General features: G+C 39.7%; 20 protein-coding genes and 1 tRNA gene. 6 read left to right on the plus strand and 15 right to left on the minus strand.

Annotation, left to right across the window (positions count from 1 at the left end):
• Positions 1 to 265: 265 nt before the first annotated feature.
• The 3 genes from pepA to AOR04_RS13700 all read left to right on the plus strand — a co-directional run bounded on the left by pepA (position 266) and on the right by AOR04_RS13700 (position 5,298).
• Positions 266 to 1,777 carry a leucyl aminopeptidase gene (pepA, locus tag AOR04_RS13690; protein WP_096793662.1) on the plus strand — a complete coding sequence of 504 codons (1,512 nt, stop codon included), beginning with the start codon at positions 266 to 268 and terminating at the stop codon, positions 1,775 to 1,777.
• Positions 1,778 to 1,935: 158 nt separating this feature from the next.
• Positions 1,936 to 2,382 (plus strand): DNA polymerase III subunit chi, encoded by a 447-nt coding sequence (locus tag AOR04_RS13695; protein ID WP_007377064.1) that lies wholly within the window; start codon positions 1,936 to 1,938, stop codon positions 2,380 to 2,382.
• Positions 2,383 to 2,442: 60 nt separating this feature from the next.
• A complete protein-coding gene (locus AOR04_RS13700) occupies positions 2,443 to 5,298 on the plus strand; it encodes a valine--tRNA ligase (RefSeq protein WP_096793663.1) in 2,856 nt (951 codons plus the stop codon).
• Between the two features lie 113 nt (positions 5,299 to 5,411).
• Here the strand turns inward: AOR04_RS13700 and AOR04_RS13705 are convergent, their stop codons facing one another.
• Positions 5,412 to 6,680 carry an outer membrane protein transport protein gene (locus AOR04_RS13705; RefSeq protein WP_096793664.1) on the minus strand — a complete coding sequence of 423 codons (1,269 nt, stop codon included), beginning with the start codon at positions 6,678 to 6,680 and terminating at the stop codon, positions 5,412 to 5,414.
• A gap of 284 nt (positions 6,681 to 6,964) precedes the next feature.
• Here AOR04_RS13705 and AOR04_RS13710 point away from each other — a divergent pair, with 284 nt between their 5' ends.
• Positions 6,965 to 7,288, plus strand: coding sequence for a hypothetical protein (locus AOR04_RS13710; RefSeq protein WP_096793665.1), 324 nt, complete (start codon positions 6,965 to 6,967; stop codon positions 7,286 to 7,288).
• Here the strand turns inward: AOR04_RS13710 and AOR04_RS13715 are convergent.
• Both AOR04_RS13715 and AOR04_RS13720 read right to left on the minus strand, forming a co-directional pair.
• A complete protein-coding gene (locus tag AOR04_RS13715; RefSeq protein ID WP_007378485.1) occupies positions 7,248 to 8,462 on the minus strand; it encodes an HD-GYP domain-containing protein in 1,215 nt (404 codons plus the stop codon). The genes AOR04_RS13710 and AOR04_RS13715 overlap by 41 nt on opposite strands.
• 362 nt (positions 8,463 to 8,824) lie before the next feature.
• Positions 8,825 to 8,899: transfer RNA gene (locus tag AOR04_RS13720), tRNA-Arg, on the minus strand.
• Positions 8,900 to 9,144: 245 nt separating this feature from the next.
• On the opposite strand from AOR04_RS13720, the gene AOR04_RS13725 reads away from it, so the two are divergent.
• The gene (locus tag AOR04_RS13725; protein ID WP_007378484.1) at positions 9,145 to 9,327 is read left to right on the plus strand and encodes a hypothetical protein; all 183 of its coding nucleotides are present in this window, start codon (positions 9,145 to 9,147) and stop codon (positions 9,325 to 9,327) included.
• On the opposite strand, the gene AOR04_RS13730 is transcribed toward AOR04_RS13725, so the two are convergent.
• The 3 genes from AOR04_RS13730 to AOR04_RS13740 form a co-directional block, all read right to left on the minus strand.
• Entirely contained in the window at positions 9,324 to 10,130 is an 807-nt protein-coding gene (locus AOR04_RS13730) for a phosphotransferase (RefSeq protein ID WP_096793666.1), read from the minus strand. The genes AOR04_RS13725 and AOR04_RS13730 overlap by 4 nt on opposite strands.
• A gap of 3 nt (positions 10,131 to 10,133) precedes the next feature.
• On the minus strand, positions 10,134 to 10,751 hold the full coding sequence (gene pnuC, locus AOR04_RS13735; protein ID WP_096793667.1) for a nicotinamide riboside transporter PnuC: 618 nt from the start codon (positions 10,749 to 10,751) through the stop codon (positions 10,134 to 10,136).
• Between the two features lie 201 nt (positions 10,752 to 10,952).
• A complete protein-coding gene (locus AOR04_RS13740) occupies positions 10,953 to 11,204 on the minus strand; it encodes a hypothetical protein (RefSeq protein WP_008135690.1) in 252 nt (83 codons plus the stop codon).
• Between the two features lie 100 nt (positions 11,205 to 11,304).
• Between AOR04_RS13740 and AOR04_RS13745 the strand changes: the two genes are divergently transcribed.
• Entirely contained in the window at positions 11,305 to 11,544 is a 240-nt protein-coding gene (locus tag AOR04_RS13745; protein WP_007378480.1) for a DUF2960 domain-containing protein, read from the plus strand.
• Positions 11,545 to 11,562: 18 nt separating this feature from the next.
• Here AOR04_RS13745 and alr read toward each other — a convergent pair whose 3' ends face one another.
• From alr to rpsF, 9 genes are all read right to left on the minus strand, one after another.
• A complete protein-coding gene (alr, locus tag AOR04_RS13750; RefSeq protein ID WP_096793668.1) occupies positions 11,563 to 12,642 on the minus strand; it encodes an alanine racemase in 1,080 nt (359 codons plus the stop codon).
• Positions 12,642 to 14,021: a replicative DNA helicase gene (gene dnaB / locus AOR04_RS13755; protein WP_002963050.1), complete on the minus strand. Its 1,380-nt coding sequence runs from the start codon at positions 14,019 to 14,021 to the stop codon at positions 12,642 to 12,644. The genes alr and dnaB overlap by 1 nt, the downstream gene beginning before the upstream one ends.
• Positions 14,022 to 14,133: 112 nt before the next feature.
• Positions 14,134 to 15,072: a DUF4097 family beta strand repeat-containing protein gene (locus AOR04_RS13760; RefSeq protein ID WP_096793669.1), complete on the minus strand. Its 939-nt coding sequence runs from the start codon at positions 15,070 to 15,072 to the stop codon at positions 14,134 to 14,136.
• Between the two features lie 9 nt (positions 15,073 to 15,081).
• Positions 15,082 to 15,564 (minus strand): hypothetical protein, encoded by a 483-nt coding sequence (locus AOR04_RS13765; RefSeq protein ID WP_096793670.1) that lies wholly within the window; start codon positions 15,562 to 15,564, stop codon positions 15,082 to 15,084.
• On the minus strand, positions 15,551 to 16,099 hold the full coding sequence (locus AOR04_RS13770) for an RNA polymerase sigma factor (protein WP_033038111.1): 549 nt from the start codon (positions 16,097 to 16,099) through the stop codon (positions 15,551 to 15,553). The genes AOR04_RS13765 and AOR04_RS13770 overlap by 14 nt, the downstream gene beginning before the upstream one ends.
• Positions 16,100 to 16,536: 437 nt before the next feature.
• Positions 16,537 to 16,989 (minus strand): 50S ribosomal protein L9, encoded by a 453-nt coding sequence (gene rplI / locus AOR04_RS13775; RefSeq protein WP_002962755.1) that lies wholly within the window; start codon positions 16,987 to 16,989, stop codon positions 16,537 to 16,539.
• Positions 16,990 to 17,024: 35 nt separating this feature from the next.
• Positions 17,025 to 17,252 (minus strand): 30S ribosomal protein S18, encoded by a 228-nt coding sequence (rpsR, locus tag AOR04_RS13780; RefSeq protein ID WP_007378475.1) that lies wholly within the window; start codon positions 17,250 to 17,252, stop codon positions 17,025 to 17,027.
• A 12-nt stretch (positions 17,253 to 17,264) separates the two neighbouring features.
• Positions 17,265 to 17,582, minus strand: a complete 318-nt coding sequence (gene priB, locus AOR04_RS13785; protein ID WP_033015549.1) for a primosomal replication protein N — start codon at positions 17,580 to 17,582, stop codon at positions 17,265 to 17,267.
• A gap of 44 nt (positions 17,583 to 17,626) precedes the next feature.
• Positions 17,627 to 17,968 carry a 30S ribosomal protein S6 gene (rpsF, locus tag AOR04_RS13790; protein WP_007378473.1) on the minus strand — a complete coding sequence of 114 codons (342 nt, stop codon included), beginning with the start codon at positions 17,966 to 17,968 and terminating at the stop codon, positions 17,627 to 17,629.
• Between the last annotated feature and the right edge of the window lie 291 nt (positions 17,969 to 18,259).

The raw sequence follows: 18,259 nt of genomic DNA on the forward strand, positions 1-18,259 counted from the left end.
ATTTCACTAAGATAGTGATAATTTAATAGTTAAATAGCTATTTTACGCAGCTTGTACTGGCAAATTAGCCATTATTATAAGCCATCAAATTTAATTATCCTACCTAAGAGCACGATATAATGTTGCATTAGTAGCCCTTAAGCATATAAAGTTCAATTACACAGTAAGAGTCTAGCAAAATCAGCTAATATTAGAGTTATTAGACTAGAAATCTTTTTTTTAGCCCCTATTTAATAGCCTAATCGACTCAAAACCAGGAGTGACAATGGAATTTAGCGTAAAAAGTGGTAGCCCAGAAAAACAACGTAGCGCATGTATTGTAGTTGGCGTTTACGAGCCACGTAGGTTATCCCCCATTGGTGAACAACTCGATAAAATCAGTGACGGTTATATCTCAAACTTACTTCGCCGTGGTGATTTAGAAGGTAAACCAGGTCAAGTTTTATTATTGCATCATGTACCTAATGTATTAAGCGAGCGCATATTGCTTGTAGGCTGTGGTAAAGAACGCGAACTTGACGATAAACAATACAAACAAATTATTTCTAAAACAATAAATACCTTAAACGATACTGGTTCAATGGAAGCGGTATGCTTTTTAACAGAACAACACGTTAAAGGTCGCGACACCTACTGGAAAGTGCGCCAAGCGGTAGAAACTACGCAAGATTGTTTATATACGTTTAACCAATTAAAAAGCAAAAAAGTAGACCCTCGTCGTCCATTACGTAAAATGGTATTCAACGTGCCAACACGCCGTGAACTAACTATTGGCGAAAGTGCCATTGAGCATGGTTTAGCCATTGCTGCAGGTAGCAAGTTATGTAAAGACGTAGCCAATATGCCACCAAATATTTGTAACCCTGCTTACTTAGGTGAGCAAGCACAAGAGCTGGCAACTAATTTTGACAACATCACTGTTGATATTATTGGCGAAGAGCAAATGGCAGAGCTAGGCATGAACTCTTACCTAGCTGTTGGTCGTGGTAGCGTTAATGAATCTGTTATGTCGATTATTAACTATAAAGGCGCAGCCGATGACCAAGCACCCATTGTACTTGTTGGTAAAGGTTTAACATTTGACTCAGGCGGTATTTCGTTAAAACCAGGCGAAGGCATGGACGAAATGAAATACGACATGGGCGGCGCTGCAGGTGTTATTGGCGCAATGCGTGCGCTTGCACAAATGCAATTGCCAATTAACGTTATTGGTGTTTTAGCGGGCTGTGAAAACATGCCTGGTCCAAATGCTTATCGCCCGGGTGATATTTTAACAACTATGTCAGGGCAAACGGTTGAAGTGTTAAACACCGATGCTGAAGGCCGTTTAGTATTGTGTGACGCGCTAACGTACGTTGAACGCTTTAATCCAGATACGGTTATTGACGTAGCAACACTTACTGGCGCTTGTATTGTAGCCCTTGGCGCGCATGCGACTGGTCTACTATCAAACCATAACCCACTTGCACACGATTTATTAAAAGCGTCTGAGCAAAGTGGTGACCGTGCATGGCAGTTGCCACTGTGGGACGACTATCAAGATCAGCTAGATAGCCCTTTTGCTGATTTTACTAACTTAGGTGGACGTTCTGCTGGCACAATTACCGCTGCATGTTTCTTGTCTAAATTTACTAAAAAGTATCATTGGGCGCATTTAGACGTAGCCGGTACAGCGTGGAAAAGTGGCGCTAAAAAAGGCGCAACTGGTCGCCCTGTTCCTATGCTTACTCAGTACTTGTTAAATAGAGCTGGCGTAAGTGAAGCCGCTCAAGATTAAAGTGAACACTTAACTTTAAACCTGTTTATAAGGCGCCGTTTGGCGCCTTATTTATTTGTGTATTAATTGAAGCAAAACGCGTTATATGGCAAAATCTGCCTCTTAATTTATGTGTATCAACTTAGTGCACATTTAATGTTATGGGAAACCCCGATACAATGAACATGAACGCCCAATTTTTCGTTCTAAAGCAACAAGATGAATCGTTGGCAAAGCCAGACGATCATTTTGCTTTGGCAGCTCAAATTGCAGCCGATCAGTATCGAAACGGTCAACGCGTATTTATATGTGTCGATAACAACGAGACCGCCTGTGCCATTGATGAAATAATTTGGGCATTCGATCCCGACAGTTTTGTACCTCATAACCTACAAGGTGAAGGCCCTAAAGGCGGCGCACCTGTAGAAATTGGTATTACGCCTCCTGTTGGTAATCGTAAAGTTTTAATTAATTTGGCTAATAACTTACCGGATTTTATTCGTCGATTTAACCAAGTTTTTGATTTTGTACCCGTAGAACCCGTTGCTAAGCAAGCTGCTCGCGAGCGCTTTAAAAAGCTGCGCCAACTCGGTGCCAATCTCACCACGCAAGATATTAATAACTAAAAACACGTTTAGTTAAATAGCTAACCAACTAATTTAAGTACTTATTTAAGGTTCTGTGTAATGGATAAAACCTACAATCCGCAAGATATTGAACAGTCTCTATATCAAGACTGGGAACAAAAAGGCTACTTTAAGCCATCTGGCAAAGGCGTACCATATTCAATTATGATCCCGCCGCCAAATGTCACAGGTAGCTTACACATGGGCCACGCCTTCCAAGATACAATAATGGATACCTTAACGCGTTTTAAACGTATGCAAGGTAACAACACATTATGGCAAGTAGGTACTGACCACGCAGGCATTGCAACGCAAATGTTGGTTGAGCGTAAATTGCATGCTGAAGAAGGCAAAACACGCCACGATTTAGGCCGTGAAGATTTTATTAATAAAATCTGGGAATGGAAAAAAGAATCGGGCGGCACTATTACTAAGCAGCTTCGTCGCCTTGGCGCATCGGTTGATTGGGATCGTGAACGCTTTACCATGGATGATGGTTTATCTGAAGCTGTTAAAGAAGTGTTTGTACGCCTTCATAAAGAAAACCTAATTTACCGAGGCAAGCGCCTAGTAAACTGGGATCCAAAATTACACACGGCTATTTCTGATCTTGAAGTTGAAAACAAAGACAAGCAAGGCCACATGTGGAACTTACGTTACCCATTAGCTGATGGCGTTACAACACAAGACGGAAAAGACTACATAGTAGTAGCAACAACACGTCCTGAAACCATGTTGGGTGACTCAGGTGTTGCAGTAAATCCTGATGATGAGCGCTACACAGATTTAATCGGTAAAGAGATTTTATTACCCATCGTTAATCGTCGTATTAAAATTGTTGCTGACGAACACGCCGATAAAGATAAAGGCACGGGCTGTGTAAAAATAACCCCAGCGCACGACTTTAACGATAACGAAGTGGGCAAGCGTCATCAAATGCCGATGATCAACATTTTCGATAAAGACGCCGCTATTCTTACCCAAGGTGAAACATACACCTTTGACGGTAAAGAGCTTGAGTTTGATGCACCAATACCTGAGCGCCTACACGGGCTTGATCGTTTTGCTGCGCGTAAAGCAATTGTGGCAGAATTTGAAGAGCTAGGCCTACTTGAAAAAATTGAAGACCATGGTTTAACCGTTCCTTACGGCGATCGCTCTGGCGTGGTAATTGAGCCACTACTTACCGACCAATGGTATGTACGTGTTGCACCACTAGCTGAACCTGCAAAAGACGCAGTTAAAAACGGCGACATTCAATTTGTACCTAAGCAATACGAAAACATGTACTTCTCGTGGATGAACGACGTACAAGATTGGTGTATTTCACGCCAGCTTTGGTGGGGTCACCGCATTCCAGCTTGGTACGACAGTGAAGGCAATGTATTTGTTGGTCGCGACGAAGCTGAAGTACGCCGTGAAAACAACATTGCAGACAGCGTAACGCTAAGCCAAGACGAAGACGTGCTTGATACGTGGTTCTCATCAGCGCTTTGGACGTTCTCTACACAAGGTTGGCCAGAAAATACCGATGATTTAAAAACCTTCCACCCGTCTGACGTGTTGGTAACTGGTTTTGATATTATTTTCTTCTGGGTTGCGCGCATGATTATGATGACGCTGCACTTTGTAAAAGACGAAAATGGCAAACCACAAGTTCCGTTTAAAACCGTGTATGTAACTGGCTTAATACGTGACGACAATGGCGATAAAATGTCTAAGTCAAAAGGTAACGTACTTGACCCATTAGACATGATTGACGGCATTGAACTTGAAGACCTAGTACAAAAACGTACTGGCAACATGATGCAGCCAAAACTTGCCGCTAAAATCGAAAAAGATACGCGTAAAGTATTTGCAGGCGGTATTGAAGCACACGGCACCGACGCCCTTCGCTTTACACTTGCTGCAATGGCATCTACTGGTCGTGATATAAACTGGGATATGAACCGCCTTGAAGGTTACCGTAACTTCTGTAACAAATTATGGAACGCGAGCCGTTACGTATTAATGAACACAGAAGAGCAAGACTGTGGTTTTGCAAACGGTGCTCAAACGGAGCTTTCATTAGCTGATCGTTGGATTTTAGGTCAGTATGAAGCTACTGTTAAAACCTATACAGAGCATTTAGATAACTACCGTTTTGACTTAGCTGCTAACACGCTTTACGAATTCACTTGGAACCAATTTTGTGATTGGTACTTAGAGCTCACTAAGCCGGTATTATTTAAAGGTAATGAAGCGCAGCAACGTGGTACACGTAATACACTTATTACCGTACTTGAAAGCTTACTGCGTTTAATGCACCCTATGATGCCATACATCACTGAAACTATTTGGCAACGTGTTGCACCACTTGCAGGCCTTAAAACAGAGAACACCAGCATTATGGTTCAGCCGTTCCCTGTATATAATGAAGCAAGCGTTGATGCTAAAGCGATGGACGATTTAGAGTGGGTTAAACAATTCATTTTAGCTATTCGTAATATTCGTGGTGAAATGGATATTAGTCCAAGTAAACCACTTAGCGTATTACTTGCTAATGCATCAAGCGACGACGTGCGCCGCATTGAAGAAAACAAATCATTTTTAGCATCACTTGCAAAAATTGAAGAGTTTACAATGCTTGAAAACAAAGACGACGCACCAGCATGTGCGACTTCTTATGTTGGCAACCTTGAGATCATGATCCCAATGGCGGGCTTAATTGATGTGGAAGCCGAGCTTTCGCGTATTAATAAGCAACTCGAAAAAGCAGAAAAAGGCCTAGCACAAGTGCAAAACAAACTCGCTAACGAAAAGTTTGTTAATAACGCTCCTGAAGCGGTACTTGCTAAAGAAAATGCAAAATTGGCTGAGTTTAGCGATGCTAAAACTAAGCTACTTGAGCAAAAAACTAAAATAGAAAGTTTATAAGCTTTCATAAAATGCCTATTAACACTATTTAATAGGCATTAAAAAAGCCGCTCACTTTAATTAAAGTGAGCGGCTTTTTTGTGCCCTGTGATTAACCACAAGACACTCCTACATTAAAATTTGTAGTTATACTGAGCACCAATTAGTACTGCGTGGCCTTTAGATTCGAAGCCCCACTGGCTGCCTGAGTCATCAGCTTCTATAAACGTTTGTGTTTTACCACGGATAATACTTACACCAAGATCAACATTAGAGTTTTGATCGATAGTGTAGTTACCACCAAACGAGAACCAGAAACGGTCTGTATCAGGAATCGAAATTGATAGATGTGTTTGTGATACAGGAGACTCATCAAATGCAACACCGGCACGTAGTAATAAATCTTCGTTTAACTGGTAATCTGCACCGACTGAGTAGCGGAATGAATCGCTAAAACTCTCGTTCTTTTCAAACGCAGTAAACTTGTTACCCGTTGGTGCTGTTACTTGCGCTTCTAAAGACTCAAAGCTACTCCAACCAGTCCATAATACACTGTAGTGCAGCCCTAATTTTTCGTCTAATTGATGCGAACCAGAAAACTCAGCAATAGCTGGTAAAGTGATTTCTACAGAACCAGGAAGCACAGTGCCTTGTGTGCCGCCAGCGGCTGCAGGTAGCCCATTAGAAAAATCACCATCAAACGTGATATCAGTTTCTGTTCTGTAGTTAAAACCAAAACGGCTGTTTTCATCTAATTGATACATTAAACCTACGTTTAAACCAAAACCAGTATCATCACCTTGAAGATTTACTGCATCAGTACCAAAGTCAAAGCCACTTGCATTTGCGCCAACTTTACGAATAACTATTGCATCAGCATAAATAGCATTTAGGCCTACACCAAAGCTAAATTGCTCAGATACTTTATAAGCAACGCTTGCATTAAGATTAACAGTAAATATTTCTGTTTCACCTGCAATTTGCCCTGCTACGTAGTCATTTTTAAACTCAGTAGATAAACCAAAGTTAGAAAAAGCACCAAAACCAACTGATACTTTGTCGTTATAAGGCATAGTAAAGTAAATTGCAGGAACAACGGCGCTAGGAGCAATGCTGTCATCATCTAATGCGCTTGGGTCAATACCGTTATTAGTACTTTCACCTTCAAGACTTACATCAGGAATAACGCCAATAGCAGCAACACTTAGTTGCTTGTCTTTAAATAAAGTCATTAGTGCTGGGTTACGTGCAACAACAGATGCGTCGTCTGCAATAGAAGCTTCACCAGCATATGCACGGCCTAAACCTGATGCATTTTGTTCTGCTAGTTGAAATGCAGCTGCAAAACTGTCTGCAGAAACAAATGCAAGCGAAGCTGCAATAAGAGTTTTAGTAAATTTCATTGTTGTGTCCTTAACCAAACTAACTGTTTGGATAGCTATGTGTGTTGTTATTAGGATTTCAAACCCGGCTACACTACCTGATTTTTTTATAAAAGACTCTATGAATACGTCAAAATACTATGAAAAACATGATTTTTAACGACATTTTAACAACTAATTAAAACTCATCGGACTAGATCTGTGCTATTAGAGCATATACTCTAAATGTAATTGGTTATCATTTAGATTGACTTAAAGTAGTTAGCAATTTACACTCACTACAAAATCACAAAGGAAATAAAACTGTGATCATTTCACTTATTGTAGCTGGGCTTATTTTTTGTGGTGCGAGTGTATTTTGTTTTTATAAAGCAAATTACTGCGCATGTACGCAAGCAGGACAATGCGACAATCCAGTAAATCACTATTGGCTTGGTGCTATGCTAAACGCACTAATTTCGCTCGCATTTTGTTGTTTAGCACTGCATGTAGAGCTAGGCACTATATTGTGGCTAACACTGATGGGAAGTTGTTTTTTAGGGGCATTTATTTCAGCCAAGAAAAGCAATCAACGAAAGTGTACAAACACTACGCAAGCAGATGCTCTTTTAGCAAACGAGACAAATTAATTTTATAGTCTAGTGGTTTAACACTCGCTAAAATTTTAAGTTCTTGGTTACTATCACTTAAATCAATATCTTTAGCAGTTACATGATGCCCATGTTTAGCATTAAAAAATAACTTAATTTTTGGCTTTATCGGATTCAAGTTATTCCCCTCCAATACTAACGCTAGGCGTTCATTAGTCAGCTTCACAATAGTCCCTACGGGATGCACGCCCAAGCACTTTATAAAACGCTGCACTAATTCAGCGTCAAACATTTGCTTGTTAGCCAATAAGTAACGCAGTGCATTAATAGGTTCTTCGCCATCTTGATGAGGCCTGTCTGCTGTCATCGCATCATATACATCTACAATTGCCATTATCCGTGCGGGACGGCTTATTTTTTCTGCAGCAATGCCGCGGGGATAACCTGAACCATCTAATCGTTCATGATGATTGACTATCATATCTAACATAAGTGGCGAAATACTCTTTTCACCTTTGACCAGACCCAGCCCTAAAGCAACATGCTTTTTAATACTCGCCATTTCGTTATTAGTAACTTTGCCTGGTTTTGATAGTATGCCTTGCGGTAGTTTAGATTGCCCTAAATCATGCAGTAGTGCGCCCATAGCAAGCTCCTGCACAAGCGCTTCTTTGTAACCTAGGTATTTAGCAAATACACTCGTAAAAATGGCGCAGTTGATCATATGACGCCAATTATAGCTATGCTTATCTTTAATTCGAGTAAGGATTGTCATCGCATTTGCATTACGAAATACTGAAGCAACGATTTCATTTGCTATTTCATCAAGTACTTTTACGTTAAGAGTTAAACCGGCTATTAAATCGCTATATAAAGATTGTATTTTACGGTTATGTTGGTCGTAGCTTACACTCGCTTTAGCAAATTCTTGCTGTACCGTTATTGCAGATTTGGCCTTAACTGGTTTTTGTTGGCTACTCGATGTTTTAGGTTTATTTTGTGGCTTATATTTGGCGGGGATTGCGACTTCACTCTTAGCGAAATCAATAAGAAGTTCAAGAACCCCTTCTGCAATTAAACGCTTAATTATAGATTTGTCTCTGACTAACCCGCTAGTCTTAATTTTTATACTATTAATCCCTTCATGTTGCTTAGTAACACTGTCGACATACATGCCAGGTATTAGCTCAGGGATAGGTAAAGTTATTAGCATAAAAGCGGCTATTTCTACAATTAATGAATATGTACCTTAAATAGCATTGTTTAATACTTAAAGTCCATTCATTCGTACTTTAGTAGTTATAATTCACTAAAAAGTAGTAATTTATATTATTAAATAATATCTCATTTAATTTTGCGTTATTTTTAATTTAATGGGGAACGCTAAAGGGTTTTGAACTGAGATACTAAAAGTTTATTTTCATTCAAGTTTAAGTGTAATTAATAAGAACACTATTTTTATAAAAATGAAGTTCATCAATGTTATCTAGTATCGTTAACCAATTTTAGATATTGAAAAGAGTTTGATTATGCAAAAGTACTGAAATAATTTAGGGTATAAACATATAAAGCAAATGGCGCTCTCGGTAGGGATCGAACCTACAACTCAGCCTCCGGAGGGCCACGTGATATCCATTTCACCACGAGAGCACATTTGTTGCCGCAGCACTAACTCGCGATATCAATGCTTTGGCGTCTATAATGATAAAGATATCCGTCGTTAATTGCCAGCACCATGCGTTTAGATGCCTATTAATTAAGCGATTTAGAATAAAACACTTCACAATTAGTTAAAAACACGCTTTTTATCAATATTAGATAAAAAAAAGTAACTGTTTAGCAACATTTTAACTATTATAGTGACTATGTGATTTGATTTAAAAGAGGAAGTGATTATGAGTTTGATGTCTACTGAGCAAGTTGCTGAGTTTTTAGGTGTAAAAGTAGAGCGTGTTAAACGCCTTACTCGTGAAAGTTTACTAATTGCGAAATCGCAGGATGAAAATGGCGAACCGCAATTTGATGCTGATGAAGTAAAAAAATATAAAGAACTAGCTGCACGTTTTGGTGGTCTTTAAAAACTCATAGATAAAGTGAGTTTATTTAGTTGCGCGCGTAATTCAATTAAGTGATTAGTTATGTCGCGCTGCTCATACCATCCTATACACAATATTAAAAAAAACAGCTTAAAAAAATCAAGCTTATTTACTGATTTAAAAAAGCTTACACCGGCTCTACAGTACTTACTATAATTATCTAATAACTCACCTTCACTTTGCCTATCCAGATTAAAGCTCACGCACAACGCGGCTAAATCAAAATACACATCGTTAGTTTGTGCGTACTCAAAATCAATTAAATACATACCCGAAGCATTTACAATAATGTTGTCTCTTACTAAATCGTTATGACAAAAGCCCGCATTAAATGGCATCGCTGTAACTGCTTTTAGTGCCCGCTCTATTTGTGATTTGTATAACGTATATACATCCGTATTTTGATAAAAGTGCAGCTCTTTGGCTATATCCATTGGTGTAGTCGTTACGCTGTAACTGTGTACTTGGGCTAATTTATTAACTAAGCTGAGCGTTATATCTGACTGTGCGGTTTCACCCTCAATATAATTAAATACCGCACGACTATTCTTTTTATCGAGCCAAATAGGCGCAGGGCATATATCCAAGTCACTTAAAAAGCGCTGCGCTTCAAGGCCGTCACTTGGCCAACGGCTTTTATAACACTTTAACAAATACCCTTGTTGCTCGGTACGTATTAAAAAATTATCGTTGCTAAAGCCATTCAGCAATCGCTCGCTTGAAACAATGCTTTTAGGCTCTATAAACGCACTACACATTTTTACTAACTGATTATGCTCAATCATAAATTAAAGCTGCGCTAAAGACTTAGCATGGCTTTGTTCGTACTCTTCGTACCAGGTTTTGAAGCCCCACGCTGCCATAATGGTATAAAATATAAAGAGTGCTAGCGTTGGGTAATAGCCTTTTTCGTAGTATAGATACATAGAAGCGACATCTATTACAATCCAGTACAGCCAGTTTTCGAGGACTTTTTTAGCAACTAAGTAAGTAGTTACTACTGCAAAACATGTTGTAAAGCTATCAAGATAAGCAAAGTCGGCATGAGTATAGTTTTGCATAACGTAACCAATAACTATTGCAGCTACGGTTGTTAAACTGATTAAAACAGCATGACGGTTCATCGACCAAGACGTAATATTTAGATTTTCAGCTTTGCCTTTTCGCCATGCAACCCACCCAAATACAGCCATATACATATAATAAAAATTAAGTAATGACTCCATTAATAATGCACCATTCCAGTACATTATTGTATAAATGAGTGTGCTAAAAAATGCTGCAGGCCAACACCATAAGCTTTCTTTTATTGCCAATAATAAGTACGCCATCGACAACCCCACCGCTATGTATTCCCAATGCGACATCGCTGTAAAACCACTTAAGGTTTGTGTTAAAAAGTCCATACTATGCAATCACCGTTCAGTTGTGCCGATTGTTATACCAATCTGCTTATATACGGGGTCTATTTAACGTTAAGAAAATTACGCTAGAACTAGGCAAAAATTTTTGTATCTAGTTGTTCTAAATAAAAAATTTTTAACGACGTTATAGTGCAATTTAATTCGTTAAATTGATCAAAGATTTATGCAGGTTGGTATTATAGATTATTCAGGCGATAAGTCGCCAGAGAGAAACTTACATACAAAAATAGCTTTACCAAATTCTTCATATGAACGCTTAATTTCGGTATTTAACACTTGCATAACTAAATCGTAATCACCAAAAATTTGCGTTGATAACGTATTAGTAATCACTTTTAAATCTTCGTATTCGTTTAAGCGGTCGATAAAGCCTTTAATAAACGGAATGTAATCTTGGTGAAGTGGATATTTACTGATCTCTACTGATAATTTCATTTTAAACTCTACTTTTTAATTATTTGATTTAAACAAATCATTCAATGCCAGTTCAATACAGTGTAAAATTATACTAACACTCAATTTAACTGAGCTTATTATGGCACGTAGAATAACGTATACGTTTAAAAACCAACCGCGCGAAATTAACTTCGCAAAAGATAAATACCACGACATGTATCAAGCTATTGCTGCCGCCGAAGGTATTGATTTAACAAATTACTTAAGCATGGTACGCCAAATAGAAATGACCTCAAAAGGGTCTGCTTCTGTGCGTAACTTTCGCGACCAAGAATTTGCCCGTATGGGCTTTAGCGACATTTACTTTATAAAAGAGTAAGTATCGCTTATAGCTGTATTAACGCTGATACTCATAACTTACGCGCGGTGTAATATTGCATAATAGCTCGTAAGGAATGGTACCAGCGCACAGTGCTATTTCTTCAACTGGTAGTTCAGGGCCCCACATAGTGACTCTGTCGCCTACTTTAATATTATGCTCATTAGCGCCTATATCAACGCTGATCATGTCCATAGCTACGCTTCCTACAATACCATAACGCTGCTTACCAATTATTACCGGTGTCCCCTCTTTAGCATGCCGAGGATAACCATCGCCATAACCCATAGCTACAACAGCTAACTTGGTTGGTTTATCGCTTTTCCAACGACCACCATACCCAACAGCCTCATTAGCTGGCACATCACGCACTGCAATTACGCGCGTAGTTAAACGCATAACTGGTTTTAATTTGTGTTGTTGCCCAATGCTATTTGCCATTGGCGATACACCATACAGCATAAGCCCAGGACGTACCCAATCACCATGACCGCTTGGCCAGGCAATAATACCAGCAGAATTTGATAAACAATGCGCTTGCTCAATGCCATTCACTAAATTATCAAACAACGTAATTTGTTGAACCGTTTTAGCATTATCAACGTCATCAGCACACGAAAAGTGAGTCATTAAATTAACCGTATTTTTAGCATTAGGTGTTTTTTGTAAGCGGTTATAAAACGCTTCAAACTGCTCTGGCGCAATACCTAATCGATGCATACCTGTATTTACTTTTAACCAGCATGTTATTGGTGCATCTAGCTTTGCTTTTTCAAGCGCAGCTAATTGGTACTCATCGTGAATAATAGTTTGAAAGTTATTAGCGAGTAAAATAGGTAAGTCGGCTTTGTTAAAAAAGCCTTCTAGTAAAACTATTGGCTTTGTTAAGCCCCCAGCTCGAAGGGCAAGCCCTTCATCTATACGTGCCACAGCAAATGCGTCAGCATTATTTAAATGCTGCGCAATCGTTACTAATCCATGCCCGTAAGCATTTGCTTTTAGCACCGCCATTACTTTGCTGTTAGGTGCAAAGCCCTTAACTTGCGCTAAATTATGCACAAGTGCCGTTAAATTAATTTCAGCAGTGGCTAAGCGCATTAGTAATCGTCATCTACCGCTGGTCCCGCGTAATTATCAAAGCGAGAAAATTGACCTTGGAATGTTAAACGCACTTTACCAATTGGGCCGTTACGTTGTTTACCTATGATGATTTCAGCAATACCTTTATCAGTACTGTCTTCGTTGTAAACTTCGTCACGGTAAATAAACATGATTAAATCGGCATCCTGCTCTATCGACCCTGACTCACGTAAATCTGAGTTAATTGGGCGTTTATCGGCACGTTGCTCTAGCGTACGGTTTAGCTGCGAAAGCGCAACAACCGGACATTTTAGCTCTTTTGCTAGTGATTTAAGTGAACGCGAAATTTCAGCAATTTCAAGCGTTCGGTTATCAGCAAGGCTAGGTACGCGCATTAGCTGTAAGTAATCGACCATGATCATACTAATGCCGCCGTGGTCACGCGCAATACGACGCGCACGAGAGCGAACATCGGTAGGTGTTAAGCCCGAGGCATCATCAACATACATTTTGCCTTTTTCCATCAACAAGCCCATTGTTGATGAAAGTCGCGCCCAATCGTCATCATCTAACTGACCAGTACGTACCTTAGTTTGGTTAATACGGCCAAGAGACGCTAGCATCCTCATCATAATTTGTTCTGAAGGCATCTCTAGCGAGTAAATTAGTACGGGTTTGTCTTGAGTCATTGCAGCATGTTCTGCAAGGTTCATCGCAAAGGTGGTTTTACCCATTGAAGGACGCGCTGCCACAATAATTAAGTCAGATGGTTGCAGGCCCGTCGTCATTTTATCAAGATCGGCATAACCTGTACTTACACCCGTTACACCATCTTGTGGCGATTGATAAAGCTCTTCTATTTTATCAACGGTTTTTTCGAGTATGTTATGAATACTTTGCGGGCCTTCCGTACTTTTTGTACGTTGCTCGGCAATTTTAAATACTTTGCTTTCGGCAAAATCGAGTAGGTCGTGACTAGTACGTCCTTCGGTATTAAAACCCGCTTCTGCTATTTCATTTGCCACGCCAATCATTTCACGTACAACAGCACGCTCACGTACAATGTTTGCGTAGGCATCAATGTTGGCTGCACTTGGGGTATTTTTAGCAATTTCGGCTAAGTAAGCAAAACCACCAATGCCTGCAAGTTTATTATTTTTTTCTAAACTTTCAGAAATAGTGATTAAATCTATCGGATCGCCAATTTCAGCAAGTGCCGTCATCGCCTCAAAAATTAACTTGTGCGTGCGGGTATAAAAATCCTGTGATACAACAAGCTCAGCTACGCGGTCAAAAGCTTGGTTATCAAGCATTAAGCCACCTAAAACAGATTGTTCAGCTTCTATTGAATGGGGAGGAACTTTAAGAGTATCGACTTGCTTATCTGGTTTGGCCATAACTTCACAGTAGTAAAATTGAATGGCTCTATTCTATCGACTTGCAGGGGCTGTGCAAATAGAAAAGCAGGAAATCTTTCCTGCTTTTTGTAATCGTGATGGGGAATGAGTGTTATTTGGTACGCAGCTCTATTCGCCCACTAATGGTATCCATTTCAACATTTGCATTACCGCCATTAATACTAAACTCTAAATCACTGGCTGGGCCATATTTAGCTTTACTGACTTTGTCACTACTGACTTTGTTAATGATTTTACCATTAGCATGGGCTTTAATTTCAAACTTTGCTGATACACTTTGTGGGAAATAAAAGTCGGCATCACCACTTACTGATTCAAAACGTACATCACCGCCTTTTAAAAGCTCGTCAATCTGTACTTCTGCTTCGCCATTTACCGTATTAATACGTAGGTTTTTAATAGCCGATAGCGTAAATTCTATATCGCCATTTACGTTTTCAAGGCGTACATCATTAGCGCTTGAAGTTGATTTAATATCACCATTAACAGCGCTAAAACGCAGCTCACCACTTGATTGCCTATCGTTAATTTCACCATTTACGGTTTCAAACTGAATATTACCGTTTAAGTTCTCAGCGTTCACATCACCATTTACAGTGGTGAGCTTAATGTTGCCAGTAATATCATCTACCGTAATTTCGCCGTTAACCACATCAACTTCAGCGCCGTTTTTAAGCTCCTTTGCAGTCACCGATACATTAACGCCAGCAAACTCTAAGCTACTGCTTTTAGGCATAAATATAGTTAGGTTTGAGCCGTCACCACTATTACCCCAATTTGATTTACGGGGCATTTTTACAATAAACTGTGTTTTATCGCCACTTGTTTTAAGCTCATAACCTTGCGCTTTATCATCAAGCTCGCCAGATACTTTAAATTCGTTTTTATCCCAGCCTGTAATATGTATATCACCGCGTTGGTTTTCAATAAAAATAGTGCCGCCACTTGGTACGTCTATTTGCTTATCTATTTTTTCACCCGCAAATACTGCCAATGGAAATAAGCTCAGTCCTAATAAAATCGCTTTCATGTCGTACTCCTAAATGTGCTGCCAACGTGGCGCGTGCACCTTGTTAATTAAATCAAGTTGTTGTTGATATATTTGCGCTAACATTGTCAGTAGCGCTTGGTTTTGTGGTTCGTTTTCAAGAGCTTGCTTTATTGCTTGCTCAGCTTCTTCCAGTTCTTGTAGTTGCGTTTGCCAGTTAGTGGTCAATGCTTCTTTATTTTCGTATTCAACTAACAAACTATTTTTTTGAGCCGAAAAGTAATCACTTATAGCCACTACGGGCAGTGGTTCAGGTGCTATAAAAAATATATTTACAGCAATTAAAGCAGCCACAGTACACGCAGCTATTGCCGTTAGTTTTGGCCAAATAATAGTGCTGTTTGGACTCTGCTTATTATTAACAATTGCTCGCTCAATCCCCGCCCATAAATCTTTTTGTGGCGTAATTTCTTTATCAAGCGTGTTTAATGACTTGTTTAAGTAGTCGTTAAAGTTTGGTTTACTCATTTTCATACCACTCTTGTAATAACTGCCTAGCACGATGATACTGTGACTTACTTGAACCAACAGCCATACCTAATTGCTCCGCGATTTCCTCGTGCCTGTAACCTTCAATAGCAAATAATACAAATACCATACGTGCGCGCTCAGGAAGCCTTACTATTAACTTATCGAGGCCATTTAAGCCTTTGCAGTCGTTAGCTGATTGCTCATCCATACCGCTGTGTTCAATACTTACTACTTTTTGTAACCAGTTTTTTTGCTTGCGCAGGTAACTTATCGCTACATTACTGGCAACACTGTAAAGCCAAGTAGAAAACTGCGAACGCCCATCAAACAATGCTATTTTATGCCATACCTGTACAAATACCTCTTGGGCGGCGTCTTCGGCATGTGCTTGGTCTGCTAATAAGCGTAAACATAAACCGTATACTCGTTTTATATGTAACTCATAAAGCGTTGTGTATGCGCCTTGATCACCCGATTTAACTCGCTCAATGAGTGCAGCTTCGCACAAAAGCGTTGGTTCGGGTTTAACGTGTAACATCCGTGATGCCGCCTTTTAATTATTATTGTTGAATTGCTATTTAAGTGTATTGATAAGTTAGACGTAATGACAGTTCGAAAAGGTTTAAGGAGAATGAAAAAATAATTGAATAAAAAAGGGGCTTATACGAGGCTTTATACCAATTCGCTTAATTAAGTGATCTATTTTGAGGATGGAAAAACGTGTTGATAGCTAGACAAAAAATTCGCTATTTAGTTGTTCTCGGCAATTGCTCCTGCATTGCTCTACCTTCTGCATCCATGCAGTCGTAAATGAGAATTTTTTAACACAGGTAGCGACACGTTTAGCCCCGCAAAATGATTAAGTATTATTGCGGATTGGTATTATTTAACAGTGCCCTTAACTAATAAAGTTAGCCAAATTATAGGCACAAAAAAGCCGTGCTAATAGCACGGCTTTTGTCGCTTAATTAAAAATTAAGCTTCAGCGATTACGATTACTTTGATAGTAGCCGTTACGTCTGAGTGAACTGAAATTGATACGTCAAATTCACCTGTCTCACGGATAGTACCTAGAGGCAAACGAACTTCTGACTTAGCAACTTCAACACCAACAGCTGAGATAGCGTCAGCGATGTCACGAGTACCGATTGAACCGAATAACTTACCTTCGTCACCAGCTTTAGATACTAATGTAACTTCTGCTAATGCTTCTAGTTTTTCAGCGCGTGCTTGTGCAGCTACTAACTGTTCAGCGATTTTCGCTTCAAGTTCTGCACGACGAGCGTCAAACGTTTCAATGTTAGCTTTAGTCGCAGGAACTGCCTTACCTTGAGGGAAAAGGAAGTTACGTGCGAAACCAGATTTAACTACAACCTGTTCACCTAGGCTACCTAGGTTAGCGATCTTATCTAGTAGAATAACTTGCATGTTTCTACACCTTTTAAAAACTGTTAATCCGCTGCTTACTTATGTAAGTCAGTGTATGGAAGAAGGGCTAAGTAGCGAGCACGCTTAATAGCAGTTGCTAGCTGGCGCTGAAATTTAGCGCTAGTACCTGTGATACGGCTAGGTACGATTTTGCCACTTTCTGTAACATAGTTTCTAAGAGTAGCTAGATCTTTGTAATCGATTTGTTTTACGCCTTCCGCTTTAAAGCGGCAGAACTTACGACGTCTGAAATAACGTGCCATGAGATTAATTCCTCAAATAATTCTTTCGATATGCTGAGCATGCAAAACCAATTGGCTAAGGCCGTTACGACCTTCGTGGCGATTTAAAAAACCACTCACTTGCAATGCCTGCCCAACGTGCAAATGTTGAGTCTGTTGTTGCATTTGCTTTCCACTGGCAACTACCTGAAGCCTCACGTAACTATTACGGTTAAGGTCTGCTTCGGTTTGCATCGATTTATGTTCTACAACAAAAATACAATGCGGGATGCCAGCTGGGCTTTGGCTAAACTTGGGCGTTTTACAAACTACCCCAGATATAACCAGCTGATTCATAAAAGGGCTAACCATTTATATTTACCGCCAGTTAAACGCCATGCTTGGACTCAAAACAATTAAGCAGCTGGTGCTTCTTTCTTCTCTTCTCTTGCAAGAGGAGACGCTTCAGTTTCAGCAGTTTTAGTGCGGATAACTAAGTTACGAAGCACTGCATCGTTGTAGCGGAAAGTAGTTTCTAGCTCGCTGATTACTTCAGTTGGTGCTTCAACGTTCATTAGAACATAGTGAGCTTTATGAAGCTTGTTAATTGGGTAAGCCAATTGACGACGGCCCCAATCTTCAAGACGGTGGATAACACCACCAGCTTCAGTGATAGAACCAGTATAACGTTCGATCATACCAGCAACTTGCTCACTCTGATCTGGGTGAACCATGAATACGATTTCGTAATGACGCATGGATATTCCTTACGGTTAATAGAGCCTTCTACCGTTTCGGCCGGTCGGTTTAAGGCAAGGAATTAATAGTTTAAAAGCCGAAATGAGCGCGCATTTTACGCTTAGTAGGATAATTAAGCAAGCAAGTTTTTAAAGCTTTTATAGATAAGTGTTTATAGGTAAGTATTATGAGCTTTGCTCGTCGCGTCAGCAAGCTGTACGCCTACAAATAAAGCTAAACTCGGGGTTTAGTATTTATTGTAGACCCCTAATTTGCTCGCGTGAAAAGCGCAGTTTTTAATCAAATCGTTT

Source organism: Pseudoalteromonas sp. 1_2015MBL_MicDiv, from assembly GCF_002407505.1.
GTDB classification, from domain to species: Bacteria; Pseudomonadota; Gammaproteobacteria; order Enterobacterales; family Alteromonadaceae; genus Pseudoalteromonas; species Pseudoalteromonas fuliginea.